The 24,273-nt window shown below is 47.8% G+C and carries 21 protein-coding genes; 13 read left to right on the top strand and 8 right to left on the bottom strand.

The features are described 5' to 3' along the window. Window positions 1–76 precede the first annotated feature (76 nt). From BM202_RS05720 to BM202_RS05710, 3 genes are all read left to right on the top strand, one after another. Window positions 77–1,318, top strand: coding sequence for a NupC/NupG family nucleoside CNT transporter (locus BM202_RS05720; protein ID WP_093823921.1), 1,242 nt, complete (start codon window positions 77–79; stop codon window positions 1,316–1,318). Between the two features lie 241 nt (window positions 1,319–1,559). Continuing rightward, a complete protein-coding gene (locus tag BM202_RS05715) occupies window positions 1,560–3,260 on the top strand; it encodes a fatty acid--CoA ligase (RefSeq protein ID WP_093823919.1) in 1,701 nt (566 codons plus the stop codon). Between the two features lie 36 nt (window positions 3,261–3,296). Continuing rightward, the gene (locus BM202_RS05710) at window positions 3,297–3,788 is read left to right on the top strand and encodes a metallophosphoesterase family protein (protein WP_093823917.1); all 492 of its coding nucleotides are present in this window, start codon (window positions 3,297–3,299) and stop codon (window positions 3,786–3,788) included. 53 nt (window positions 3,789–3,841) lie between these two features. On the opposite strand, the gene ftsH is transcribed toward BM202_RS05710, so the two are convergent. Together ftsH and rsfS are read right to left on the bottom strand one after the other, a co-directional pair. Beyond that, entirely contained in the window at window positions 3,842–5,878 is a 2,037-nt protein-coding gene (gene ftsH, locus BM202_RS05705; protein ID WP_093823915.1) for an ATP-dependent zinc metalloprotease FtsH, read from the bottom strand. A gap of 153 nt (window positions 5,879–6,031) precedes the next feature. Then, complete coding sequence (gene rsfS, locus BM202_RS05700) at window positions 6,032–6,427, bottom strand: ribosome silencing factor (protein ID WP_093823913.1); 396 nt, start codon at window positions 6,425–6,427, stop codon at window positions 6,032–6,034. Window positions 6,428–6,535: 108 nt separating this feature from the next. Here rsfS and BM202_RS05695 point away from each other — a divergent pair, with 108 nt between their 5' ends. Next, complete coding sequence (locus tag BM202_RS05695) at window positions 6,536–7,306, top strand: biotin--[acetyl-CoA-carboxylase] ligase (RefSeq protein ID WP_093823911.1); 771 nt, start codon at window positions 6,536–6,538, stop codon at window positions 7,304–7,306. Between the two features lie 84 nt (window positions 7,307–7,390). On the opposite strand, the gene pafA is transcribed toward BM202_RS05695, so the two are convergent. After that, a complete protein-coding gene (pafA, locus tag BM202_RS05690; protein WP_093823909.1) occupies window positions 7,391–9,061 on the bottom strand; it encodes an alkaline phosphatase PafA in 1,671 nt (556 codons plus the stop codon). Window positions 9,062–9,155: 94 nt separating this feature from the next. After that, the gene (locus BM202_RS05685; protein ID WP_093823906.1) at window positions 9,156–10,130 is read right to left on the bottom strand and encodes a polyprenyl synthetase family protein; all 975 of its coding nucleotides are present in this window, start codon (window positions 10,128–10,130) and stop codon (window positions 9,156–9,158) included. A 250-nt stretch (window positions 10,131–10,380) separates the two neighbouring features. On the opposite strand from BM202_RS05685, the gene BM202_RS05680 reads away from it, so the two are divergent. Beyond that, window positions 10,381–11,370 carry a patatin-like phospholipase family protein gene (locus BM202_RS05680; protein WP_093823905.1) on the top strand — a complete coding sequence of 330 codons (990 nt, stop codon included), beginning with the start codon at window positions 10,381–10,383 and terminating at the stop codon, window positions 11,368–11,370. 21 nt (window positions 11,371–11,391) lie between these two features. On the opposite strand, the gene BM202_RS05675 is transcribed toward BM202_RS05680, so the two are convergent. From BM202_RS05675 to BM202_RS05665, 3 genes are all read right to left on the bottom strand, one after another. Then, window positions 11,392–12,648 (bottom strand): ComEC/Rec2 family competence protein, encoded by a 1,257-nt coding sequence (locus BM202_RS05675; RefSeq protein WP_093823902.1) that lies wholly within the window; start codon window positions 12,646–12,648, stop codon window positions 11,392–11,394. 5 nt (window positions 12,649–12,653) lie between these two features. Continuing rightward, complete coding sequence (locus BM202_RS05670) at window positions 12,654–13,520, bottom strand: glycerophosphodiester phosphodiesterase family protein (RefSeq protein WP_093823900.1); 867 nt, start codon at window positions 13,518–13,520, stop codon at window positions 12,654–12,656. Window positions 13,521–13,595: 75 nt separating this feature from the next. Next, window positions 13,596–17,006: a TonB-dependent receptor gene (locus tag BM202_RS05665; protein ID WP_093823898.1), complete on the bottom strand. Its 3,411-nt coding sequence runs from the start codon at window positions 17,004–17,006 to the stop codon at window positions 13,596–13,598. Between the two features lie 328 nt (window positions 17,007–17,334). Between BM202_RS05665 and selD the strand changes: the two genes are divergently transcribed. From selD to BM202_RS05630, 7 genes are all read left to right on the top strand, one after another. After that, window positions 17,335–18,387: a selenide, water dikinase SelD gene (gene selD, locus BM202_RS05660; protein ID WP_093823896.1), complete on the top strand. Its 1,053-nt coding sequence runs from the start codon at window positions 17,335–17,337 to the stop codon at window positions 18,385–18,387. A 96-nt stretch (window positions 18,388–18,483) separates the two neighbouring features. After that, window positions 18,484–19,257, top strand: a complete 774-nt coding sequence (locus BM202_RS05655) for an alpha/beta fold hydrolase (RefSeq protein ID WP_093823894.1) — start codon at window positions 18,484–18,486, stop codon at window positions 19,255–19,257. Between the two features lie 38 nt (window positions 19,258–19,295). Beyond that, complete coding sequence (locus BM202_RS05650; RefSeq protein ID WP_093823892.1) at window positions 19,296–19,997, top strand: SAM-dependent methyltransferase; 702 nt, start codon at window positions 19,296–19,298, stop codon at window positions 19,995–19,997. Window positions 19,998–20,059: 62 nt separating this feature from the next. After that, window positions 20,060–20,701, top strand: a complete 642-nt coding sequence (locus BM202_RS05645) for an MBL fold metallo-hydrolase (RefSeq protein WP_093823890.1) — start codon at window positions 20,060–20,062, stop codon at window positions 20,699–20,701. A 110-nt stretch (window positions 20,702–20,811) separates the two neighbouring features. Then, window positions 20,812–21,501 carry a CDP-diacylglycerol--serine O-phosphatidyltransferase gene (gene pssA, locus BM202_RS05640; protein ID WP_093823888.1) on the top strand — a complete coding sequence of 230 codons (690 nt, stop codon included), beginning with the start codon at window positions 20,812–20,814 and terminating at the stop codon, window positions 21,499–21,501. Window positions 21,502–21,555: 54 nt separating this feature from the next. Next, window positions 21,556–21,807, top strand: a complete 252-nt coding sequence (gene purS, locus BM202_RS05635; protein ID WP_093823886.1) for a phosphoribosylformylglycinamidine synthase subunit PurS — start codon at window positions 21,556–21,558, stop codon at window positions 21,805–21,807. A 103-nt stretch (window positions 21,808–21,910) separates the two neighbouring features. Further along, entirely contained in the window at window positions 21,911–22,918 is a 1,008-nt protein-coding gene (locus BM202_RS05630) for a 3-oxoacyl-ACP synthase III family protein (RefSeq protein WP_093823884.1), read from the top strand. A 39-nt stretch (window positions 22,919–22,957) separates the two neighbouring features. Here the strand turns inward: BM202_RS05630 and BM202_RS05625 are convergent, their stop codons facing one another. Next, on the bottom strand, window positions 22,958–23,329 hold the full coding sequence (locus tag BM202_RS05625; protein WP_093823882.1) for a CoA-binding protein: 372 nt from the start codon (window positions 23,327–23,329) through the stop codon (window positions 22,958–22,960). 349 nt (window positions 23,330–23,678) lie between these two features. On the opposite strand from BM202_RS05625, the gene BM202_RS05620 reads away from it, so the two are divergent. After that, complete coding sequence (locus tag BM202_RS05620; protein WP_093823880.1) at window positions 23,679–24,272, top strand: HNH endonuclease; 594 nt, start codon at window positions 23,679–23,681, stop codon at window positions 24,270–24,272. Window position 24,273: the final 1 nt, after the last annotated feature.

Below are 24,273 nucleotides of genomic sequence, written 5' to 3'. Positions count from 1 at the left end.
GCTCCCTTTCTATGGGCATGTTCCTTGCCTACTTTTTGTATCTTAGCCGACCTAACTGTAATTGTATCATCACTGAATGGAGCGTTTTACCGGACTAATTGGCATTGTTTTAATTCTGGGCGTCGCCTATGCTCTCTCCAATAATCGTAAAGCAATAAATTATCGTACTGTCGGTGTCGGACTTGCTCTCCAGTTTAGTCTGGCCATATTCGTCTTGAAAACCGACGTTGGACGGAATCTTTTCCAGGGACTCGGCTACTACGTTGACCGGCTACTCCAAAAGGCGAACCAGGGGGCAGAGTTCGTCTTTTCATCACTGGTTAGACCAGACGTTCTTCAAAAGGCTTTTGGTCCTGGGAATGATTTTATTTTCTTTTTCAAAGTTATTCCGACGATTATTTTCGTGGCCGTGCTGGTCAATATATTCTACCACCTGGGCATAATGCAACGAGTGGTAGCCGTGATGGCCAAGGCTATGAAGTGGCTGATGGGTGTGAGTGGTGCCGAAGCACTCTCAAACGTGGCCAGTACGTTCGTAGGGCAGGTCGAAGCGCAGATCATGATCAAACCGTATCTCAACGGTATGACCAACTCCGAATTGCTGGCCAGCATGACGGGTTCGTTTGCCTGTATTGCGGGTGGTGTTCTGGCCGTGTATATTTCACTTGGTGTACCGGCTCCTTATCTGTTAGCAGCCAGTATCATGGCGGCACCAGGCGCGCTGGTCATCAGCAAGATTGTAATGCCTGAAACACAAGTTTCAGAAACACAGGGAACAGTGAAGGTAGAAATCAAAAAAGCCCATGCTAACCTGCTGGACGCTATTGCTTCCGGAGCTAGTGAAGGTCTAAAGGTTGGTTTCAATGTTATAGCCATGCTTATTGGTTTCATCGCCCTCATTGCACTTATTGATAGTTTATTATTTAAGGTGGGGTTCTACGTCCTGGGAATGGATAACCTAAGTCTGAATTTCTTGTTGGGTAAGTTCTTTTCGATTTTCGCCTGGGCAATGGGCGTACCGGGTAAAGATATCGAAACGGCCGGAGCCCTGATGGGTACCAAAATGGTGGTCAACGAGTTTGTCGCTTACTTAGAACTGGTAAAACTCAAACCAACTCTCGACCCAAAAACAATTGCCATTGTTAGTTTCGCTCTCTGCGGTTTTGCCAATTTTAGCTCGATTGCCATCCAGGTAGGCGGTATCGGCGAGCTAGCCCCACATCGTCGAAGCGATTTGGCCAAATTGGGTTTTAAAGCGCTTATCTGTGGTACGTTAGCCAGCTACATGTCGGCCACTATTGCCGGATTACTACTGTAACACCGCGTTCTAACTCACACAATTATAAAAGAAGCAGGCAGCCCATTTAGTTGGGCTGCCTGCTTCTTTATGCAACAGAGTAGTCTGTACAAATTAGATTATCTAAACCTTATCAATTACGTGTAGACGCAGATGCCTACCCTAATTTGGTGTAATCATTTCTACGAATTACTATTTTTTCTTTACATTATTCAATCCTACCTTTAATTCCTGCGTTTTATAGGTGAAAACGTTCTCAAGCATGATTCAAACACGATTGATTCCCCGAACCGCCGAAGCTCAAGAGCCACCAATGCTCATAAAAACGTTGTTAGCTCAGTCACTCAGATATGAACCACAGCGCGAGATAGTTTACCGGAATTTATTCCGCATGAACTACGTGGACTTCAATCGGAGGGTTCGGCAGTTGGCTAACGTACTGGCAGACTCAGGTGTCGCGCCGGGCGATACGGTGGCAGTGCTAGACTGGGATAGTCATCGGTATCTTGAATGCTTCTTTGGGGTGACAAGCGTTGGTGCCATCCTGCATACAGTCAATGTCCGCCTGTCGCCAGCGCAGATTCTGTTCACGATGAATCATGCAAACGATAAAGTTGTGCTGATTCATGAGGATTTCCTGCCGATTTTGACGGCTATAAAAAGCCAGCTTACTACCGTTGAAAACTACATCATTCTCAGCGACAAAGTGTACACGGGATCAACCACCATAAATCGGCTAAGCGATATACCAACTGACTTTTTGGGAGAATATGAAGCATTGTTAACTAATGCGCCATCCGAGTATGACTTCCCTGATTTTGACGAAAATACATGGGCGACGAGCTTCTATACTACGGGTACGACAGGAAACCCAAAAGGTGTTTACTTCTCCCACCGGCAGTTGTTTATGCATACGATGGGCCTCCTGACCTACATTATCGGTTACGAAGCTATGCCATTCAGAGGGTCTTCAGACGTATATATGCCTATTACGCCCATGTTCCATGTCCACGCGTGGGGATTTCCCTTCTTAGCTACTATGATGTCGGCGAAGCAGGTTTATCCCGGTCGCTACGAACCCGAACTACTGCTTAAGCTGCTTATTACCGAAGAAGTAACATTATCGCATTGTGTACCCACAATCCTGAATATGCTTGTCAGCAGCCCAGCGGCTGAGAAATACCGGGAGAATCTTAGCCGTTGGAAAGTTCTCATTGGTGGTTCAGCCCTAACAAAAGGGTTAGCAAAAGCAGCTACAGAATTGGGCATAACCGTAATGTCAGGTTATGGCATGTCAGAAACAGCACCTGTTATGGCCGTTGGATATTTGAACGAGCAGGAGAAGGCACTCCCGACAGCGGACCAATTAGAATTACGCACGAGAGCAGGACGAATTTCGCCTTTTATAGATATGCGACTGATGGACGACGATGGAAACTTTGTTCCGCACGACGGTCACTCACTTGGTGAAATTGTGGCCCGTGGGCCGTGGCTTACGCAAGGGTACTACGAAGATCCTGAACGAGGAGCTGACCTTTGGAAAGGGGGTTGGCTACATACGGGCGACGTAGCCAGTGTCACACCCGACAACTGGGTTATCATTGCAGATCGGACCAAAGATGTGATCAAAACCGGGGGTGAATGGGTATCGTCCCTCGATATGGAAGATGTATTGTCCCAGGTTGACGGCGTAGCCGAATCTGCCGTTGTTGGTCTGCCCGACGACCGTTGGGGCGAACGCCCTCATGCGCTTATCGTTCAAAAACCTGGGTATACACTAACCACTGAGGGAGTCAAAGCAAATTTACAGGCGAAGGTGGAAAGGGGAGAATTGCATAAATGGTACGTACCCGATCGAATCCTGTTCGTGCCGGAGATTCCTAAAACGAGCGTCGGTAAAATTGACAAAAAACGAATCCGAAGCGAAATGAAAGACTTAATTTTGGGCGTTCAGTCTGCGTAGAAACCGGCCCGTCGGTCTTCCATTACAACCTGTTTTATGACACGTATTGGCTTACTTTCAGATACACACAGTTATCTCGATCCGAAAATTTTCACTCATTTTGACAACTGTGATGAGCTGTGGCACGCGGGTGACATAGGTGACCTTACTATTGTAGAACAACTACAAGCTTTTCGCCCGTTGCGCATCGTAAGCGGGAATATCGACAATGAGACTAATGCCTTACCCCTAAATCAACGCTTTTTGCTCGAAGGGCTGGACGTTTGGATAACGCATATTGGCGGGGCTCCACCAAAATACAACCCTCAAGTCCGACCACAGTTACAAGTGAATCTACCCGATATTTTTGTTTGCGGTCATTCCCATATTTTAAAGGTAAAGCGCGACCCAACCATGCATAATCTGCTTTATCTTAACCCAGGTGCAGCGGGGAAAACTGGTTTCCATATCATGCGAACCGCTATTCGGTTTACGCTCCAGGATCGTCAGATCACCGATATGCAGGTAATTGAGCTGGGAAAGAAATAATCACAAAAAAAGAGGGCTACACTTTGCAGCATAGCCCTCTTTTTTGTGATTACTTAAAGTATATCGGCAATGGATTCAGGTTCTGTTTCGGCAGGTTTAGATTCCTTTCCGATCTCTTCCTTAATCTCTTCAGCGACACCTTTGTTTTTGTAGGCCTGATAGACAGTCTCACGTTCAAACGGACGCTTACCAATCAATCGGACGAGATCATTTTGATAAAGAATCTCTTTCTCAAGTAATTCCTTAGCCAAAATTTCCAAGGCGTCACGGTGCTCTGTCAGCATCTCCTTCGTGCGTGTATAGGCCATAGCGACGATGTCCCGAACTTCCTGGTCGATGTACTTGGCAGTTTCCTCAGAATACGGCTTGTTGAAGTTGTAGTCTGACTGCTTGGAATCGTAGAATGATATGTTTCCGATTTTATCATTCATCCCATACATCGTCACCATGCTGTAGGCCAGTTTGGTAATTCGCTCCAGATCGCTCAACGCACCTGTCGACACTTTACCAAAAATCAGGTCTTCTGCTGCCCGGCCACCCAACGCCATACACATTTCGTCCATAAGCTGTTCGGTGCGATACAGATACTGTTCACGCGGCAGGTATTGTGCGTAACCAAGCGCCGATACGCCACGTGGCACAATGGTCACCTTAACGAGGGGATCAGCATGCTCCAGGAACCAGCCAGCCACCGCGTGACCTGCTTCATGGTAGGCAACGATTTCTTTCTCGTCTGGAGAGATGATTTTATTCTTCTTCTCCAAACCACCGATTACGCGATCCATGGCATCCTGAAAGTCCTTCATGTCAACAGATTCCTTATCGCTACGTGCGGCAATCAGGGCTGCTTCATTACAAACGTTCGCGATTTCTGCGCCCGCAAAACCGGGTGTTTGCGCAGCCAGTTCTCTTGGGTCAACATCGTTTGACAATTTGATTGGTTTCAAATGCACCCGGAAGATTGCTTCGCGACCGATAATATCTGGCTTGTCAATGCTGATCTGGCGGTCAAAACGGCCAGGGCGTTGCAGAGCCGAATCAAGTACGTCGGGACGGTTGGTAGCCGCCAAGATAATAATCCCTGAATCGGTAGCGAAACCATCCATTTCAACCAGCAACGAGTTCAGCGTATTCTCACGCTCATCGTTAGCACCCGGCATTGAACCGCGTCCGCGTGAGCGGCCTACAGCATCAATCTCATCGATAAAGATGATACAGGGCGCTTTCTCTTTCGCTTGCTTGAACAAGTCACGTACACGGGCAGCTCCTACCCCAACGAACATCTCCACGAAGTCGGAACCCGACAGTGAAAAGAACGGTACAGCCGCTTCACCTGCTACAGCCTTCGCCAGCAAGGTTTTACCCGTACCCGGAGGGCCGATAAGCAAAGCTCCTTTGGGAATTTTTGCGCCCAGCTTGGTGAATTTGGTCGGATTTTTCAGGTAGTCAACGATTTCCTTAATTTCCTCCTTAGCTTCATCCAGACCTGCTACGTCATTGAAGGTGATTTTCACCTTATTATCAGCGTCGAACAGCGCAGCTTTTGATTTCCCGATATTGAAAATCTGGCCACCCGGTCCACCCGCGCCCGACATCCGGCCAAGCAGGAAATACATGGCTAGAATCATCACGATCAGGAAACCCCAAGTGCTAATGATACTACCAAAGTCACTACGCTGTTCGAATCGGTATTCAACCTTTTCGTTAGCAGGCGTGTCTTTCTCCATAGCATCCAGGTCCTTTTTGAAGGTTTCGCCAGACGCAATCTGGATTTGAAAATGCGGCCCATGATTACTACCGAAATATGGTTTTTCGGCGAATAAACTTTTGTATTTAGGGCTTTGAGCAGCTTGTTGGGTCAGTGTGATTTCGGCAATTTTGTCATTGACTATTACAACATCGGCCACCTCATGCTCTTTCACCATTTGCTCAAACCGCTTCTGCGGTATTTCGCGGGTGGCTGAACTCCGGTTGAAGAATGTAATGCCAAGAATGGCAGCAATCAGCAACGCAACAATCCACCCTTGAAAGTTAGGCTTACGGGGCCCACTACGTGGTGATAACGGATTTCTATTATTATTCTCTGCCATTTCCTCAGGTTGTACAAACGGATTACATGGGTAACACCGTTTTGCGAATGAATGTTTCTATTGCTAAACGCTTGGGACAGACGGTCAATCGACCCCATAGACGGACCAAAACAGACCTGCTTGCCGACTACGTTGTCAAACTAATTCAATCTCTCAGGACGCAGCCGTAAATTCATTATCTTGAATCAAATGAATCTCAGCATCGCCCCAAAGTTGTTCGAGATCATAGAAAGCCCGGCGATCTTTTTTAAAGACGTGAGCGACTACATCGACATAATCCAGCAGAATCCATTCCCGGTTCAATTTCCCTTCTTTATGCCAGGGATCTTGTTTGCTGGCTTTATATACTTCTTCTTCAACGGAAGTAGAGATGGAATCAATCTGCGTATCAGAATTACCCGAACAAAGAACGAAGTAATCACAGATGGCGTTTTTAACATTACGCAGGTCCATTACAACAATGTCCTGCGCTTTTTTTTCCTGCATACCCTGAACAACGAAGTCACGGATCTGCTCGGCGGTGTACTCATGGTTTTTGTTACTTCTCATGCTTTCGGTTTAACATGGCACGATAAGCCAATCAGCGGGTACATTGGTTAAGATCACTTGACTTTCGCAGTACCATTCATCAGCTTTACTACTAAACTACACATTATTTTGTACAAAATCTATCCCAAAACACTTTTTCTTGGGCAAAAAATCCAATACCTGCCAAGCTGTCAGTCTACTAACGACGAAGCGTCTGCTTTGATTGTCCAAACAGACCCCGCTGAAGGAACCCTTGTCATAACGGATAACCAAACGGCCGGGCGTGGACAACGTGGCAATCAGTGGGAAGCTCAGTCGGGACAAAATCTAACGTTTTCGCTCATCCTCAAACCCTCGTTTCTCACGGCTACCGAACAGTTCTGGCTTAACATGGCTATTTCGTTGGGTATATACGATACGCTTCAACCACTTGTTGGCAATTCACTACGTATCAAATGGCCCAATGACATTTACGTTGGTGACCAGAAATTAGGCGGAATTTTAATCGAGAATACCCTGCATGGTTACGGAATTGCCTGGTCGATAGTTGGCATCGGTCTAAATGTAAATCAGACCGAATTTGGCTATCAAACCGCTACGTCCCTCCAACTACAAGCTCCACTTCCTAATACGTATGACCTGCCAGGACTGCTTAGCCGACTCTGTGAAACGCTGGAACAACGTTACCTTCAATTGCGATCAGGTAATCGGGATACGTTAAAAATCAATTATTTACAGATACTCTATCGCTTTCAGGAGGAACATGGGTTCGAGAGCGAAGGGCACTTTTTCCGAGGTATAATCATCGGTGTTGATGACACTGGTCGCTTAGCCATCGCCGACGACGGGAAAGTGCGGTATTTTGGGTTTAAAGAAGTAAGTTTTGTTTGGGATGTATGATGGAGGCTATATGGTATAGGCTGCGACAACTATTCGAAATCAATACATCCTATACCATACATCATACCGCGCGGGCGGCCCCGATCACTTACTAATCGCTTCCTCAACGGGGTTGCCGATGCAGCCACTGGGTTCGAGAAGACTTAACAGCGCCGTGATCGTTGGGGCAATATCGTGAACGTGCGTCCGGCGTAGGGTCTGACCGGGTTTTATACCCCAGCCATAGAGCAGAAACGGTACGTGCGTATCATAAGCGTAGACGGTTCCATGCGTAGTACCTTTGCTACGTCCCTCAATCCAGCCCGGAGGCTGCATCACGTAGAAATCGCCACTCCGATTCGGGTGGTTCACGTTTCGAAACAGATTAGCCTGCAATTCTGGCAGCGCTTCTGCCCCGAGATTGTGTAGATTTATGACGTTAACAATTGCCTTTTGCTTCAATAATACAGTACGTAACAACTCATAGACGTCCTGCATGGCAATCTTCTTCTCTGTCAGCAATGTATGGTTCAGATAAATCTGCTGGTTGATGTAAGACAGCACCCATTGTCCGGGTCCGTACGCTTTTTCGAGCGTACTTTTTACAAGATCGCTAATGTCTCCGTAGCCTCTTGTTCCGGCCGGAATACGGTTCATCTGTAGGAAGCCCGGTGCATCAACCGCACCATGGTCGGCGGATAAAAACGCCAGCCACTGTCCCTTGCCAACGGTCGCGTCCAGCTGCGCAAAAATATCGGCCAACTGCCGGTCGAGTCGAATGTAATTATCCTCTGTTTCAACCGCGTGCGTACCAAAGGCATGACCGATGTAATCGGGTGAAGAGAAGCTGAGGCACAGCATATCCGTTACGTCATGCTGACCTAATTGTTCACCTTTTATGGCAGCCAGCGCAAATTCTTTGGTAATCTGGTCACCATACGGGCTGGTACGTAGCGGCTCGTATTTAAGTCCACCTGCCTGAACAGCGAAGCTATGTGGAAAAACAGGTTTGTCTTCTCCCGCCATTGAAGCCTCGTATGGTTCATCATCGGGGGTACTTTCAGCGTATTGATTTGCCGCTAACGTTGGCTCCCACTTCTGGGTTATGAATTGCTCAGGTAATTTGCGGGCATTGAACGCCTGGACCCATTGAGGCAATTCCTTTTGATAAAAAGTACTGCTAATAAAATTGCCGTCTTTCGAGTCGAACCAGTAGGCTGCGTTCGCCGTGTGACCCGCCGGCAGAATAGCGCCCCGGTCTTTCAGAGCAATCCCCACAACTTTAGCACGCCCGTCCGTAGCCAGCTTAAGTTGGTCGCCAATGGTAGTCACCAGCAGATTCCGTGGCGACATTTTACCAGCCGTTCCGGTATTGCCAACTGTACTGACGGAGGTATCTTCGGCACAGTACATTAACCGACCAAGATTTCTCTCGTAGAAATCGTTACCAACAATACCATTGAGCGCTGGAGCAGAGCCCGTATACACAGCAGCATGACCAGGGCCCGTATACGTAGCAGCATAGTGGTAATGGTTATTACGGGCGTTGAACCCGCCATCCATCATCCGCCGAAAACCACCGGTTCCAAATTTGTCGTAGTAGCGGTATAGGTAATCATACCGCATCTGATCAACCACAATACCTACAACAAGCTTCGGCCGCGCCAGGCGTTGGCCATTTCCTGAGGCAGGAATCGTTACGGTACTTTTTTTAGGTTGAGCAATGACCGACGTGGTAAGCAGTGCAATCAGAATAAAGGGAGAAAAAAGACGCATATAGCCGTTTTAGAAGGATTGGGTCTACAAATGTACAAACAAATTACAGGGCCGATGTCGTTTGCTGTTCAGCAGCCAGAGAAGCGTATTTTCTTTATTTGCTCCGGTCAATGGTGTATTGTACCAGCTTATACAACGATTGCCGATAGGAAGAATCGGGGAACGAATCCAGTAGCGTCTGAGCCTCGGCAACGTAGTGATTCATAGCCTGGGTAGCATAGTCAATCCCACCCGAATTTTTAACGAAATCAATTACTTCATTAACCTTCTTTGGCTTTTCGCTTTCGTTTTTAATGATGTTAATAATTCGGCGCCTTTCCAAATAACCAGCCTTGTTGAGGGCATAGATGAGAGGCAACGTCATTTTTTTCTCTTTGATATCAATTCCCAGCGGCTTGCCCACTTCGGCCGTGCCGTAGTCGAACAAATCGTCTTTGATCTGGAAGGCAATCCCCACTTTCTCGCCAAACGTGCGGGCCTTCTCGATAATTGCCTGGTCAACACCGGCTGATCTGGCACCTACGGCACAGCAGGCAGCAATAAGGGAAGCCGTTTTCTGCCGAATAATATCATAATAAACTGTTTCGGTAATGTCCAGACGACGGGCTTTATACAGTTGAAGCAATTCGCCTTCACTGATTTCGCGCACGGCCGTCGAAACGAGTCGAAGCAAGTCAAAATCGCCATTGTCTACCGACAGCAACAGGCCCCGCGACAGGAGATAATCGCCCACGAGCACGGCTATTTTGTTTTTCCAGAGTGCATTGATGGAGAAGAATCCACGCCGGTAGTTGGAATCGTCGACTACGTCGTCATGAACAAGCGTAGCCGTATGCAGTAATTCAATAAGTGACGCCCCCCGGTACGTTGATTCCGTAATCTGACCACAAACCCCCGCCATCAGAAATACGAACATGGGACGGAGTTGCTTGCCCTTCCGCTTCACGATATACTTCATGATTTGGTCGAGAAGCATGACGTCGCTTTTCATTTGACCCCGAAACTTCTGCTCGAACAACTCCATTTCGGCAGCAATTGGGGCTTGTATCTCAGCAACGGTAATAGGCATATTGGAGTTGGTAGTCGATAGTCATTAGTCGACAGCCAATGGGTGACGCTACTGCTAGCGACGTTTGACGAACGACTGTCGACTAAATTTCTGGCAAGTATAGTAAGGAAAGTGCAGACGCCGAAAAGCCATTTTGAAAACCAGACTACGTTCGCACAACTATCCCATAACAGATTCGTTTTGTTTATTGTCCAAAAAGATTCAATTTTCCACCCGTGTGTTCCATTCCCGACACGAATAAAGGCTCTTTATGGTTGATAATCCAATCCCGCCGGTTCCGCAGCTCGACTCCGCTCCGCCAAAAACACAACTACCGTTGAAAGCGCTTGTGCTGGGGGGCGGCTCCCTTAAAGGTGCTTTTCAGGTTGGGGCCGTTATGGCACTTTTTGAATCGGGTTTTGTTCCGGACAGTCTTTATGGCATTTCGGTGGGGAGTCTGAATGCAACCTTCATCGCAAATGAAGCAGCCCGTCAACAAGCCGAAACGGGCCAGGTCGACTGGGTAAAAGTAGGTAAGTATTTGATTGAGTTCTGGATCAGGAATATCACTAAACCCAGCGACGTAGCGGTAATTCGGTCGCGGTTTCGCATGGGTTATAATACGATTATGAGCCGTTTTGATGGCTTACTGGACAATTCACCCATCAAAAACCTTATCCGCAGTCACGTCAATCTGGAGGCCATTAAAAACGGTCCGGTAAAACTGAAGGTCGGTGCCGTTGATATTATTGAAGGGGATATGTGCTACGCGGATGTTCATGACCCTAATTTTCTAGACTATGTATACGCCAGTAGCTCACTGCCTTTTCTAATGCCAGCCGTGCAAATTGGGGGCGATCATCGGCGGGCCTTTTTAGACGGCGGTATGCGGGAAGTCGCTCCACTACGTGTCGCTATCGAAGATGGAGCCACCGAAATTGCCTGCGTAGCCTGTCATGCCAAAAAGATTTATAACGAGAAATTCAATTACCGAAACCTGTTGAATTTGATGGATCGGGTCAAAGACATTACGGTCAATCAGTTAGTGAACAACGATATTGCCTGGGCCGAACGGTTTGCCGAACGCGAGCAAAGCCAGGGGCACCCCCTTCGCCTGACCGTCATTCGCCCTACCGAACCCCTCTACCTCAATCTAATGAGATTCACTTCCGAAGACATTGGCCGAATGATTGTTCAAGGCTACCAGGCAGGTACCGACATGCTGAAAACAAATCGATTAGCGAGTCATGCGTCTGTTTAATCCTGATGTACCAAACTCATTTTACTGCGTCTGATAGGGGCCGTATAGGGCCTTTACGCGCATTGACTCATCGGCATCATCTATAACCAGAACAGTATAGGTTTTGCCAGCCGGTTCAACGCGGATAACAACGTGGCCTGATGTACTTTTTAGGCGAGGCAACAGGTCACTAATCGTCAATTTCGCTTCGTCGAGGAGGTTGGTGGCAAACACATCCCGTTCGCCCGTATAAAATTCGTCGGAGTAGATTCGTTCCAAGACTTTACGGCCCGGATGAGACGATGCCCAGGCAGGAATGACCAGCACCCGCGGACGTAAACTCGCCAGTAGCGCTCCATTCTGAGAATCCTCATAACCATGATGATCAAGCAGTTGTACATCAACTGGTCCTACAATCTTGGCTAGCGGGGTTTCAACATCATGCCAGGCCGGTTCGCCAAATTGCAATACGCCGGTCAGGTCACCGCCCGACATATAGTCGAAATTTCCATACCGGATACGTAACGCAATGCTGCACATATTCTCGTTCGGGTACTGGGCCGCCGGTATCGACGACAGGTCTGGAAACTGCGATTCTGTGGCCTGTTCCCTACCTGTCCAGAATTCGCCATTAACGGCCAGGTTCCTGATTTCAAACGAATTTTGATAAGGCTTTGGATGATTCAGTAGCTTGATCTGATCGTTTCGTCCAGCCTGAAACCGCTCTGCAATAAGGCCTTTTTGCTGAATTTGCCAGGTGAGGAATCGCCGATAATTGACCACCATCGAATCACGCTCGAACGGGCGTGGGTAGGTATAATCCGGCCAGCTCCGATCCAATATTTTCCGGACCGGAATAAACTCGGTAACTTCCGTGATGCCCGCTGCTACGTATCCTCCCACTGATTTTTTGGTCACGTTTAACGGTGACCCCATATGGTCATCATGAAAATGGGTAATAATCGCGTAGTCGATAGCGGGGCTAGCCTGGAAACGTAGCGTTTGGCGAATGTACCGGGCAATCCACTCCCCTGCCTGCCGGTCATTAGTGGGTTTAACGGGTAAATTACGTGGCTTTCCGGTACGCCAGTCAAGCGTGTTAATGGCTCCGGCATCAATTAATAACGTAGTGCCATCGGGCAACACAGCGAACGTAGCATTGCCCTGACCCGTGTTAATGTGGTGAATATCGAGTTGCCCTTCCCGCCAGACAGTAAGCGGTTGCCCAACTGGCTGTGCGAAAGCGCCACCAGCAGCCAATAGAGTCAGTAAAAGAACACGTAAATGGGTGAGAGACATAGCGATCAGAATAAACCGGACACCTCAAGCGGGCGATCTGTAGTGAGTATATCTCCGCCTTGTCGAACGATCTCTCTGTAGCCAGCAGCCGCTTCCTGCATTGGTTTTTCATCGAGCTGGCCCGTTCCGTATGTTCCCACAGACGACAGAATGCCAAGCTTATGAAGCCGTTCATAAAAGGCAACTGGTTGCAACTTCTGGGGAGTAAGGGCAATTAACCGCGATTTGGGCAAATCACTGCGTTCAAATTTATCCAAATCAGCCAGACTATTGACACCCACAGCCAGCCAGAGCTTCGGATATGTAGTGCGCACGCGCTGCGCATCGGCTAGTGAATAACAGATAACAAAAACGGCATTTTGTGCCTTATATTTCTTCACCACCTCCATCACCCGAATTGGATCAGTTCCCGGCTTCACGTCCAAGGATAATAAGTAGCGATTCTGATTCCAGGCCAGTACGTCCGCAAAGGTGGGCATGTGCTGATTTGTCAGTTCCCCAGCAAGGGTTTTGAGTTGAATCGACTTTAACTCTGCCAGTGATCGTTCAGCTACAGCTCCTTTGGCATTCGACTCCCGATCTAACGTAGCGTCATGTAATAAAACATAGCCACTATCACGGGTCATACGCACGTCCATTTCCAGAATGGCATCAGGAAGAGCACTGGCTGTTTTATCAAATGTTATAATCGAATTTTCCGTATCTGCCGGTCCGGGACCACCCCGGTGCGCCAGAATAAGCGGGCGTTTCCGTTCTGGCGAATATTGGAAAAACGCATCGATCGTCTGGCTATCCCGAAAACGATTTATTGATTGTGCCATTCCCTCGCTGGTGAGCAGCACACTGATTAAAAAGAGAAGTTTTACTTTCATACGCAAATTTACATCAACAAAAATCCCCCGTCACAGGAGCTGTGCGGGGGATTTTCAGTTCTTCGACCAATCGTATTAGAACGAGTAACGAACGCCAAGCTGAGCCTGCCAAACGTTATCGATCGTTATGCTTTTAACCCACGAATCTCTTAGTAAAACAACACTACCATCTGGTAAGGTCTGCGTAGCAAGCCGGTATGTTGGCAAACCTGTAGCAGCATTAACACCAGCAATGGCTAATGGGTTAGCCGTTGTTGGAATCCAGCCTACACCCCATTTGTTGTTAAGAAGGTTACCAACATTCAGAATGTCAGCCCGGAACTGGATGCTGTGCCGTGTTCCTTTGGCACCTGTTTTGATGTAAAATTCCTGAATGGCCGTGAAATCGAAACGGCTTAACCAGGGAGCAAATCCACCATTCCGTTCTGCATACTGACCACGACGAGTTTTCAAATAGTCGTTGTTGTTAATGTAAGACTCGAAAGCTGCCTGTTGCTGTTCTACAGAAAACGTCTGCATGGCTGCTCCAGTACCCACAGTCAACGCAGAGAACGTCAATTCAGAGGCTGTCTTAGGAACATAAATCAGGTCATTCGTCTGGCCATCGCCGTTCAGATCACTACCATATAAGTAGGACCCTTTATAACCACTGGTAGAGGTACCGCCAAGAGTGAACGTAGTAGAACCACCAAATTTACCGCCGTAATTGATCCGGTAATTAACATAGCCAATAATCCGGTGACGCAGATCATTGTCGCCATACGATAGCCCTAAGTAATTTTGACCAGCAACCGTAGGTGTGTTACCAACAACCGTACTACCTACTGACATTAAATCACGAGCCAATCCATACGTGTAGGCTAACATGCCACCGAACCCATTATTGGCTGGCTTCTCAAGTTTCGCCGTAAACGTATAGGCGCTACCCTCAGTTGTGTTTTTCAGAACAAATACGTTCGTAACAGCCGTGTTATAGAAACGGGCGATATTGACTGTATTGTTCGCCCCTGTGCCTGTGCTTGTTACGCCCGATGCAGGAAAACGTCCACGCGTATCTGGGCCAGCCAAGACGCGATCCGGGCCTTTCAGGTTAGCATCAATGTAGCGAAGTCCCTGAATAGTTTTGTTATAAATAACTTCCAATGTTCCAATTAAGCCCCAGGGCAACCGCTGATCAATAGCGATGTTCGTTTTCCAAACCGTAGGATATTTCAAATTTGGATCGGTAGCATTAACGACGTACGGAGCTAAGTTTTCAAGCTTTATATTACCTGGATTAGGTCGGACAGCAGCAGGTAATAGACTTGGATCGGTAACAAACGGATAGTCTCTTGAGCCAGCAGGAGCGCTAATCAACGCCGTATTTACGCCGTTATTTCCCAATTGGTTAGAAACCAATACTTCTGGTATACGAGATACAAACAGACCGGTTCCTCCGCGCAACTGAGTCATTTTATCACCTTTTACATCCCAGTTAAAACCAACGCGGGGTGAAATCAGTAAACGAGCTTTGGGAAATGCACCTGTATTGACGCCGTAATTTGCTCCGTTTTCATCTTTGAAGGTAAGTCCACCCACTATTGGATTGTAGAAATCCTTGGCGGTTGAATTATCATACGCAAAAATATCGGCCCGAACACCAGCTGTCAGTTTAAAGGTTGGGCTAATCTGAAATTCATCCTGTACGTAGGCACTATAGGTGCTTCTGTGTAAGGTCTGCAACGGCTCCACACCACCTGGCAATAACGAATAACGCAAGTTATAACGTGCCACACCAACAGGCGATGTCGTAGCCGTTGGGTTCGTTATTGACGCAAGAGCGGCTGCCTTAAAATCGGCAATGGAATTATACACATATACACCGTTCGAAGCTGGGAAGAACACATTATTCGACGTGTATTTTTCGTAAGCCAGCCCAAAGGTGAGTGTATGCTTGCCCGCGAAATAGCTAAAGTTATCTGTGATATTCAGGGTCGAATAATTCAGTTTATTGTTAGGCGTAAATGGATCAAAACCAATCGAAGTATACGTAGTACCATCTTTCAGAATGTCGATGGTAGGGAAAACTCCTGTCAGGTACGTCCGGTCTTCAATCTGTTTGTTATACGTAGCAACCAGTTTGTTTGCAAATTTTCCTCCGAACGTCGAGTTCAATTCGGCAGCAAACGAGCGCGTATTGTCAGCAATTTTGTAGCCTGTATTCTGAGGAGACAGGGCTTCTCGACCAGAGTATCCAGAAGAGGAATAACCAGTACGGTTGCCATTACCAGCTGTATTACTACTATTACTGTTACTAATCGCTTGATCTGAATCAGAATCGTGGTGAGAATAACGTACCGACAGCTTATGGTTGTCATTAATGTTATAATCAAGCCGGATTAAGCCTTTCAAACTCTTGACCTGGTTGTTGAAGTTATCAATAGCCCCAAGATCACGGTTGAAATTCGTTTTCATAAACGCGCTCAGATCATCTAAGTCGGCCGCTGTCGTACGTGATACGTTACCTGTCGTTCCTGGTCCCCGGTCAGCTACGTAATCAAGAGCTGGTGAGCTACTCTTATATTGTTCGACGTTAACAAAGAAGAACAACTTGTTTTTAATGATCGGTCCACCTAAGCGGAAACCAGTTGTCTTTTTATCAAGAGTCACCGGAGGCAGATTTCTTCCATCAGCTTTTTTACCAGCTAAATCACTGTTCTGGAACAAATAATAAACTGATCCTGAAAAATCGTTCGTTCCTGAGCGCGTTACGGCGTTGATACCCGCACCCGAAAAACCAGTCTGACGAACGTCATAAGGCGCTACGTTCAACTGTATTTCATCGAGAGCATCTAACGACACAGCCGTTGTACCCGTACGTCCACCCGCCTGAGCCGATGAGCCTAAACCGAAACCGTTGTTGAAAACCGCACCATCAATTGTGATGTTGTTGAAACGAGCATCCTGACCACCAAATGATTGACCGTTACCGTACGCATTGTACTTGGTAACGTCAGCAATTGTACGACCAATCGTTGGAATCGTATTGATCGTTGCCCGATCATAAGACGTAGCGGCTCCCGTTCGGTTAGAGCTGATAACGCCGTTCTGGTTGCCTGAAACAACTACTTCCGACAACACAGTGCTGTTGTCAGTCATTTTGAAGCTTACATCAGACGATGTACCCAGATTTGTAAAGACCCCCTCGACAACCTGATCCTTAAAGCCAACGAATGTAGCCGTTACTTTGAATGGTCCACCTACGCGAACACCGGGAAGCGTATAGCGACCTGAGCCGTTTGTAGTTGTACCATACCGGCTACCCGATGGTTCGTGAATGGCCACAACCGTGGCACCGGGTAAAGCACCACCTTTATCGTCGGTCACCTGACCGTCGATAACAGAGGTTGTCACCTGTGCCATGGCTTCGCTCCCACCGAGCACGGCCAATAGCATACTGCCGACCAGCACTAAAGTCGCTCGCATTTGCAGTAGTTTTTTAGACATAGAAGTGTTTGATTTGGTTAGTACTATCTGAGATATTTATCCATTTGAACAGTTTCTCAAATAAGAAGCAAATATGCTATTTTTTTCGAAGTCTTAATGGGGGGTATCTTAAAAAAGTACCACTATATATAATCTTATAGACGTTATTCTAAGAATAACCCTATTTCAAGATGATTACGTTCTATAAACCACATTATCATATTGTTAATCACACGTAATCATATAGATAGCTCACTGACCGAAATAGAACCTTTCAACCCCCAAGAGTCTTAGTACTGTACGATAATGTGCATAGGTTACAACATTTCCCTCTTAGTTTTGTCCCTTTATGACACCAACCGAAACGACATCCGTTAAACTTACGCAATACAGCCACGGGGCCGGTTGCGGCTGCAAGATTTCGCCCAAAATACTGGACCAGATTCTGCATACGAACCAGACGTCTGTTCAGCCGCATTATCAAAATCTACTCGTCGGCAACGATTCCCGGGACGATGCGGCCGTGCTCGACCTTGGAAATGGGGAAGCTATCATCAGCACCACCGATTTTTTTATGCCTATTGTAGACGACGCCTTCGACTTCGGACGTATCGCGTCGGCTAACGCCATCAGTGATGTGTACGCTATGGGTGGCGAACCCATTATGGCTATTGCTATTCTGGGCTGGCCCATAAATACGTTACCTCCAGAAATAGCCGCCCAAGTGCTGGAGGGTTCACGAGCCATCTGCCGTGAAGCGGGCATTCCACTCGCGGGGGGACACAGCATTGATTCGCCCGAACCAATTTTTGGATTGGCCGTGACGGGTAAAGTCCGGCTCGATCACCTCAAGCAAAACAACACGGCCACCGAAGGGTGCCGCCTTTATCTGACAAAACCGCTGGGTGTTGGCATTCTGACGACTGCTCAGAAAAAAGGAATCCTCAAACCCGAACATGCGAATATCGCTCCTCAGCAAATGGCGCAGCTTAATAAATTCGGGGCTGTTCTGGGTAAATTACCCTATGTGAAAGCCTTAACCGACGTAACAGGCTTCGGGCTGCTAGGGCACCTTACTGAAATGGCCGAAGGTTCCGGTCTTAGTGCTGTCATCACCTTCGATGATGTGCCAAAGTTGTCGATTATAGCTGACTATCTGGCGCAGAAAAGCTTTCCCGGCGGCACAGTCCGTAACTGGGACAGCTACGGCCACAAGATCAGCGACTTGACCGAAACCCAACGATACACACTGGCCGATCCACAAACGTCGGGTGGGCTACTCATTGCGGTTGTGCCAGAAAGTACGATTGAATTTGAGCAGGTAGCCGCCGAAAACGGCTTTGCGCTCCACTCATTCGGTGAGTTGGTCAAGCAACGTGAAAAAGTTATTTATGTAAACTAAATGCTAAACGCAGCGAGTACGGAATTCGGCACAGAGGTCACAAAGCTTTTCTGTGGTCTCCGTGTTCAACTCAGTGTTCTCTGCGTTTGAATCAATATGAAATTATTCTTTCGTCAAACGGGCGAGACGGGACCGGCCATTGTCATCTTGCATGGTATTTTTGGCTCCTCCGATAATTGGTTGACTACCAGCAAAACCATTGCCGCACAGGGTTACCGGGTTTTTGCTCTCGATCAGCGGAATCACGGCCAGTCGCCCCGTGCCAATGAGCAGGATTACCAAAGTATGGCCGCCGACCTGCGCGAGTTTCTCATTGACCAAAAACTCGACGAGCCTATTCTGGTTGGTCATTCGATGGGTGGTAAAACAGTCATGCAATACGTAATGACCTACCCGGGTACATTCCAAAAACTAGTGGTTGTTGACATTGCCCCCAAGTTTTACCCAATACACCACGCTGAACTTATTCGTGGGCTCAACGCGATTGACCTGGCTGGCATCAGGAGTCGCACTGAAGCCGACGCGGTGCTGAGTCGTTACGAACCCGTATTGGCTGTACGGCAGTTTTTGCTTAAAAACCTGTTCCGGAATGAGCAGGGCTTGTTCGACTGGCGACTGAATTTACCCGTCATTGAGCGCGAATTGCACACGGTTGGGGAAGAGTTGACCAATCCACGAATTGTCATCGATCCAACGTTATTTATAAGGGGAAGTGAGTCCCCCTATATTTTGGATGAGGACCTTCCCATCATCAGACGCATATTCCCGAATGCTCAAATTGAAACGATTCAGGGGGCTGGACACTGGGTACAAGCCGAAAAGCCTGTTGAATTTGTTGAAACGTTGATGAAATTTATTAAAACGAATTAGTCCTAGCTGCCGTTTTAACCCAGCGAGCATGACAAAAAATGCCAACTCTATATCTTATTCCTACCCTCCTGGCCGATGATACCGCTCAACAAGTGTTGCCGTCCCACATTTCGATGATCATCGAAAAAACAGACGCCTATTTTGTCGAGAATGTTCGTTCGGCCCGGCGGTTTATCACTGGCCTGAAAACCAACCGTGTCATTGACGAAACAGCGTTTTTTGAACTTGATAAAGACACGCCACCTGCCGATACGCGCAAACAGATCCAGGAATTGATGGAGCGCAAACGTAGTGCAGGCGTTTTATCGGAAGCGGGCTGCCCTGGTGTTGCCGATCCGGGATCGGTGGTAGTCGGTATGGCGCATACGCTGGGTTGGAAGGTAGAGCCATTAGTCGGCCCATCGTCTATTTTGCTGGCGCTGATGGCGTCGGGTATGAGTGGGCAATCGTTTGTCTTTCACGGCTATCTCCCCATTGATCGGCAGGATCGTTCCCGTGCTATACGATTTCTCGAAAAAGAAGCACAGGGCCGACTCCAGACGCAGATTTTTATGGAAACGCCCTATCGCAACGACGCACTCTTTGCCGATGTGCTGGCCAATTGTCAGCCCAATACACGCCTGTGTGTGGCCTGTAACTTAACAGCGCCCGATGCCTTCGTCCGTACCCTGAGCATTCGTGAATGGAAATCCCAGGTGCCTGACTTACGCAAAAAACCAACAGTGTTTCTACTTTTGTAACGTAGTGTGGGTGTAAACCTACTTTAAAGCTACTGAATGCGGGTTTACACCCTCGCTACATAATGATTCAAGCGTTCGAATTCTCTCCGTTTCACGAAAACACCTACGTCATTGCTGATGATGCGACCGGTGAGGCTGTACTTATTGACCCTGGCTGCTATGAACAGGTTGAGAAAGAAGCACTGGGACAATTTATTGAACAGCACAAACTCAAGATCAAGTACCTGCTACTGACTCATTCGCACCTCGATCATGTGTTTGGCGTAGCCTACGTAAAGCGCAAGTTTGGCGTTAAGGCGTATCTGCATGAGCTGGATATGGTGATTTATAACGACGTACCCACCCGCTGTGCGCTCTACGGTCTTCGCGGATATGAACCCTCCGAAATTGATGAGTTTCTGAAAGAAGGGGATCAGTTCCGCTTTGGTAATACCGTGCTGGACGTCATCTTTGTACCGGGTCATGCACCCGGACACGTAGCGTTTGTCAATCACGCTGAGCGATACATAGTTGGGGGCGATGTGTTATTTAATGGAAGCGTTGGTCGGACAGATTTTCCGTACTGTAACCATGCCGATCTGATCGACAGCATCCGAACCCAGTTTTTCACCCTGCCCGACGACTACACGGTTTATGCCGGGCATATGGAACCAACAACCATAGGTAAAGAAAAACGTACGAATCCATTTGTTAACGCGATGTAAATACGGGCTTCAGCCCGCATGGCCGTCAGGCCAACAATTAATAGTAAGATAATTGGCCTGACGGCCATACGGGCTGGAATCGCTTCGGCGACCGACCCATATTTACGTATATGAACCTACTCAAACACCTTCCCAACGCCATGACCTGCGGCAATTTGCTGTGTGGTTGTGTTGGCGTGGTCATGGCACTACGTGGCCATCTGGACACGGCGGCCTGGTTAATTGGTCTGGCAGCTGTGCTCGACTTTGGCGATGGGTTTGTAGCCCGACTGGTTAACGTATCGGGGCCGTTTGGCAAGGAACTGGACTCACTGGCCGATGTCGTTACGTTTGGCGTGTTGCCCGCTACCATCGTATTTCAGCTGTGCTGGTTTCAGGATTTAGGCGCTATTTCGTATGGATCGTTTCTGATCGCCATTTTATCAGCCCTGCGCTTAGCGAATTTCAACATCGACACGCGTCAATCGGAGTCATTTATTGGTCTACCCGTTCCGGCTAATGCCATGCTGCTTGGAGCCTTTCCGCTGATGGAACGCTATCAACCCCAGTTCGATGGGATTTGGAAGAATGACATTGCAATGGGCATGATGATTGCCTTTTCGTTCATGCTCGTGTCCGAAGTGCCTCTTTTCGCCCTTAAATTTAAGACCTTCGGCTGGGCTGAAAACCGGATTAAATTCAGTTTTCTGATGGCGTCCGCGTTACTCCTGCTATTTTTGCAGTTCGCAGCCATCCCGCTGATTATTTTGCTTTATATACTTGTTTCACTTTTTACCCAGGAGCGAAAGAGCAAACTGTAATCTACGTACTCGCATTTCGCACATTCACTCTTTCGTTCTTTCACTCATTAAGTAATGAAATACATCGCCGAAATTAACATCATGACCCGCTCGGAAATTCTGGACCCACAGGGCAAAGCCGTTAAGTTGGGACTTCATAACCTCCAGATGGACAGCATAGATAACGTCCGTATTGGTAAGCATATCCGGCTTGAAGTTGATGCCGCCACCGAAGACCAGGCCCGTACGACAGTGGACTCGGCCTGCCGCCAATTATTGGCAAACCTCATTATGGAAGAATACTCATTCGAATTGCACGCGGTCTGAAAACAGGGGTCGCCTTTTGTTGGTATTGATAGCAAAGTCTGGTCAGCAAGATATTTGATACCAGAAATAGTTCTATTTTTATCGACTATTATTCTACTATCGAATGAATACGGTTTACTCAAGTATTAAGGGGCTAGGTTTCTACGTACCGGATACCATTGTTACGAATGACGACCTGACCCAATATATGGATACCTCCGATGCCTGGATTCAGGAACGGACGGGCATTAAGCAGCGTCGGTATTTTACTTATGGGAAAGATACGAACGCCAGCATGGCCACGGCTGCTTCGCGCATGGCACTCGACCGCGCCGGTCTAGAAGCCTCAGCCGTTGATCTGATCGTATATGCTACTATCACCCCCGATTATTACTTTCCCGGTTCTGCTTTTCTGATGCAGCGGGAATTGGGGTTGGAGGGCATTGGCGTTATCGACATCCGAAACCAGTGTTCAGGCTTTGTGTATGCCCTTTCCATTGCCGATCAGTTTATAAAAACCGGCATGTACAAGACCATTCTGGTGGTCGGTTCGGAGATTCAGTCATCGTTTCTGAACAAAAGTAACGAAGGGCGGGGCGTCGCCGTCATTTTTGGCGATGGCGCGGGCGCGGCTGTTCTACAGGCCACTACCGACCCGGAGCACCGTATTCTGTCAACGCACCTTCACGCCGACGGGCGCTACGCCGAAGAATTATACGTCCGTGATCCAGGTAGCAGCCGGGAAGGTCAATGGATTTCGGAGACTACCCTCGCCGACAAACAATATAACGTAACGATGAATGGTAACACGGTTTTCAAACATGCCGTGGTGCGGTTTATGGAAGTAATCAACGAGAGTCTGGCGGCCAATGGTCTCCAGCCCGACGACCTTGCTCTGCTGGTTCCTCATCAGGCGAATATTCGCATTTCGGGTTATGTTCAGCAGCAAATGAACCTGCCCGATGACAAGGTGTTTAACAACATTCAAAAGTACGGAAACACCACAGCCGCTTCCATCCCCATTGCTCTGACCGAGGCTTTCGAACAAGGTCGAATCAAGCCCGGTGACCTGGTTTGTCTGGCCGCATTTGGCAGCGGTTTTACGTGGGCATCGGCATTGATCAAATGGTGAGACACACGTAGAGACGCAACTATGCGTCTCTACAAAAAATCAATACGTCCCGATTGACAGCATAACCAGCGTGCAGGCTTCAATAGGTTCAATGCCTTCTGCCTGAAGCTGCTTCTGAAATTCTGGATTTTCGGCACCCGGATTAAAGATCACGCGCCGGGGATGCAGGCTTTTGATGTATTCATACAAATCTGGCTGATTACGTGGGCCAACGTACATCGTTACCGTATCGACATTTTCCAGCGAAGGTTGCCCTGTCTGGATGGCATGGCCGTCAATTTCTCCACTCTTCAGTCCAAGCAGTTCAATAGCATGCCCATGACGAAGTAAACTGTGGGCAGCCAGATTGGCGTATCGGCCCGGCTTCTCCGTAGCGCCAATTACTAATGTTTTCTTTTCGGGGTTGTCCATAATCTTTGTAAACAAATTGGGTGCATACACCACACGGTATATCGGGCGTACATACAACAGCGTTTCTTACTAACGAATTCGATCAACAAGCGGTTTCCATCGTTGACAAACGCACCAGGAAATAGTCCATTTTCGGCCGTACAGTAATAACAGCCCTGGAATAGACTTTATTTATACTGGAAAGACGAACATAGTATGAAGAATGGACAACCATTTCGTTGTATCGTTGTTAAAGACTCATCAACGAGTTTTGCTTTGTTTAGCAGTACGTCGGATAATCAGCAAAAGTAGGGCAGGCAATTGCAAAACGGATCGCCCGGATGCGTATTACACTAAATTAGCTTCGGTCATGGACGCCAAAGGAAACCAAAGTTTCTGGAATGAGAAGTGGGTGCCAATTATGTTTGAGGGCCTTGAAAAGCCACCTCACTATGAGGTTTCAAACTACGGGCGATTGCGCAGTTTCCAGTCATCTACCTCATCGCAGATAAATAATCCGAACGCCAAACCTATCAGCAAAGCTATAAAAGGGTCGGTTATTCAGGGTTATCGGTCGCTGAACATTCGGTCGGAAGGCAAAACGCTAAATCGCTACGTCCACAAATTAGTAGCCGAGCACTTTGTTACCCGGGCGCAGCCTGAGCAGACATTCGTTATTCACATTGACTACGATAAACAGAACAATTATTATAAGAACCTGCGGTGGGTGACGAAAGATGAAATGATTGCCCACAACCGGGAAAACCCGAGCCTCAAAAACCGCCAGCTACCTCGCCAAACACGCAATTACAAACTAACGGAGAGCAAAGTCAGAATCATTAAAAAGCTGTTGCTCAACGATAAGAACCGACTGAAGATGATTGCGAAACAGTTCGGGATCACGCACACTCAGCTCAACCGCATTCGCTCGGGGGAAAATTGGAAACACGTTACGCTCGATTAAA

The sequence above is a fragment of the Spirosoma endophyticum genome, from assembly GCF_900112365.1.
GTDB classification, from domain to species: domain Bacteria; phylum Bacteroidota; class Bacteroidia; order Cytophagales; family Spirosomataceae; genus Spirosoma; species Spirosoma endophyticum.
Note: the sequence above shows the minus strand (reverse complement) of the source record. Positions and strands in the feature narration are given on the sequence as shown.

Excerpts from the sequence above, each read along its gene's own strand:
- BM202_RS05720 (WP_093823921.1), top strand. The coding sequence starts at position 77 with ATGGAGCGTTTTACCGGACTAATTGGCATTGTTTTAATTCTGGGCGTC.
- BM202_RS05715 (WP_093823919.1), top strand. The coding sequence starts at position 1,560 with ATGATTCAAACACGATTGATTCCCCGAACCGCCGAAGCTCAAGAGCCA.
- BM202_RS05710 (WP_093823917.1), top strand. The coding sequence starts at position 3,297 with ATGACACGTATTGGCTTACTTTCAGATACACACAGTTATCTCGATCCG.
- ftsH (WP_093823915.1), bottom strand. The coding sequence starts at position 5,878 with ATGGCAGAGAATAATAATAGAAATCCGTTATCACCACGTAGTGGGCCC.
- rsfS (WP_093823913.1), bottom strand. The coding sequence starts at position 6,427 with ATGAGAAGTAACAAAAACCATGAGTACACCGCCGAGCAGATCCGTGAC.
- pafA (WP_093823909.1), bottom strand. The coding sequence starts at position 9,061 with ATGCGTCTTTTTTCTCCCTTTATTCTGATTGCACTGCTTACCACGTCG.
- BM202_RS05685 (WP_093823906.1), bottom strand. The coding sequence starts at position 10,130 with ATGCCTATTACCGTTGCTGAGATACAAGCCCCAATTGCTGCCGAAATG.
- BM202_RS05680 (WP_093823905.1), top strand. The coding sequence starts at position 10,381 with ATGGTTGATAATCCAATCCCGCCGGTTCCGCAGCTCGACTCCGCTCCG.
- BM202_RS05675 (WP_093823902.1), bottom strand. The coding sequence starts at position 12,648 with ATGTCTCTCACCCATTTACGTGTTCTTTTACTGACTCTATTGGCTGCT.
- BM202_RS05670 (WP_093823900.1), bottom strand. The coding sequence starts at position 13,520 with ATGAAAGTAAAACTTCTCTTTTTAATCAGTGTGCTGCTCACCAGCGAG.
- BM202_RS05665 (WP_093823898.1), bottom strand. The coding sequence starts at position 17,006 with ATGTCTAAAAAACTACTGCAAATGCGAGCGACTTTAGTGCTGGTCGGC.
- selD (WP_093823896.1), top strand. The coding sequence starts at position 17,335 with ATGACACCAACCGAAACGACATCCGTTAAACTTACGCAATACAGCCAC.
- BM202_RS05655 (WP_093823894.1), top strand. The coding sequence starts at position 18,484 with ATGAAATTATTCTTTCGTCAAACGGGCGAGACGGGACCGGCCATTGTC.
- BM202_RS05650 (WP_093823892.1), top strand. The coding sequence starts at position 19,296 with ATGCCAACTCTATATCTTATTCCTACCCTCCTGGCCGATGATACCGCT.
- BM202_RS05645 (WP_093823890.1), top strand. The coding sequence starts at position 20,060 with ATGATTCAAGCGTTCGAATTCTCTCCGTTTCACGAAAACACCTACGTC.
- pssA (WP_093823888.1), top strand. The coding sequence starts at position 20,812 with ATGAACCTACTCAAACACCTTCCCAACGCCATGACCTGCGGCAATTTG.
- purS (WP_093823886.1), top strand. The coding sequence starts at position 21,556 with ATGAAATACATCGCCGAAATTAACATCATGACCCGCTCGGAAATTCTG.
- BM202_RS05630 (WP_093823884.1), top strand. The coding sequence starts at position 21,911 with ATGAATACGGTTTACTCAAGTATTAAGGGGCTAGGTTTCTACGTACCG.
- BM202_RS05625 (WP_093823882.1), bottom strand. The coding sequence starts at position 23,329 with ATGGACAACCCCGAAAAGAAAACATTAGTAATTGGCGCTACGGAGAAG.
- BM202_RS05620 (WP_093823880.1), top strand. The coding sequence starts at position 23,679 with ATGGACGCCAAAGGAAACCAAAGTTTCTGGAATGAGAAGTGGGTGCCA.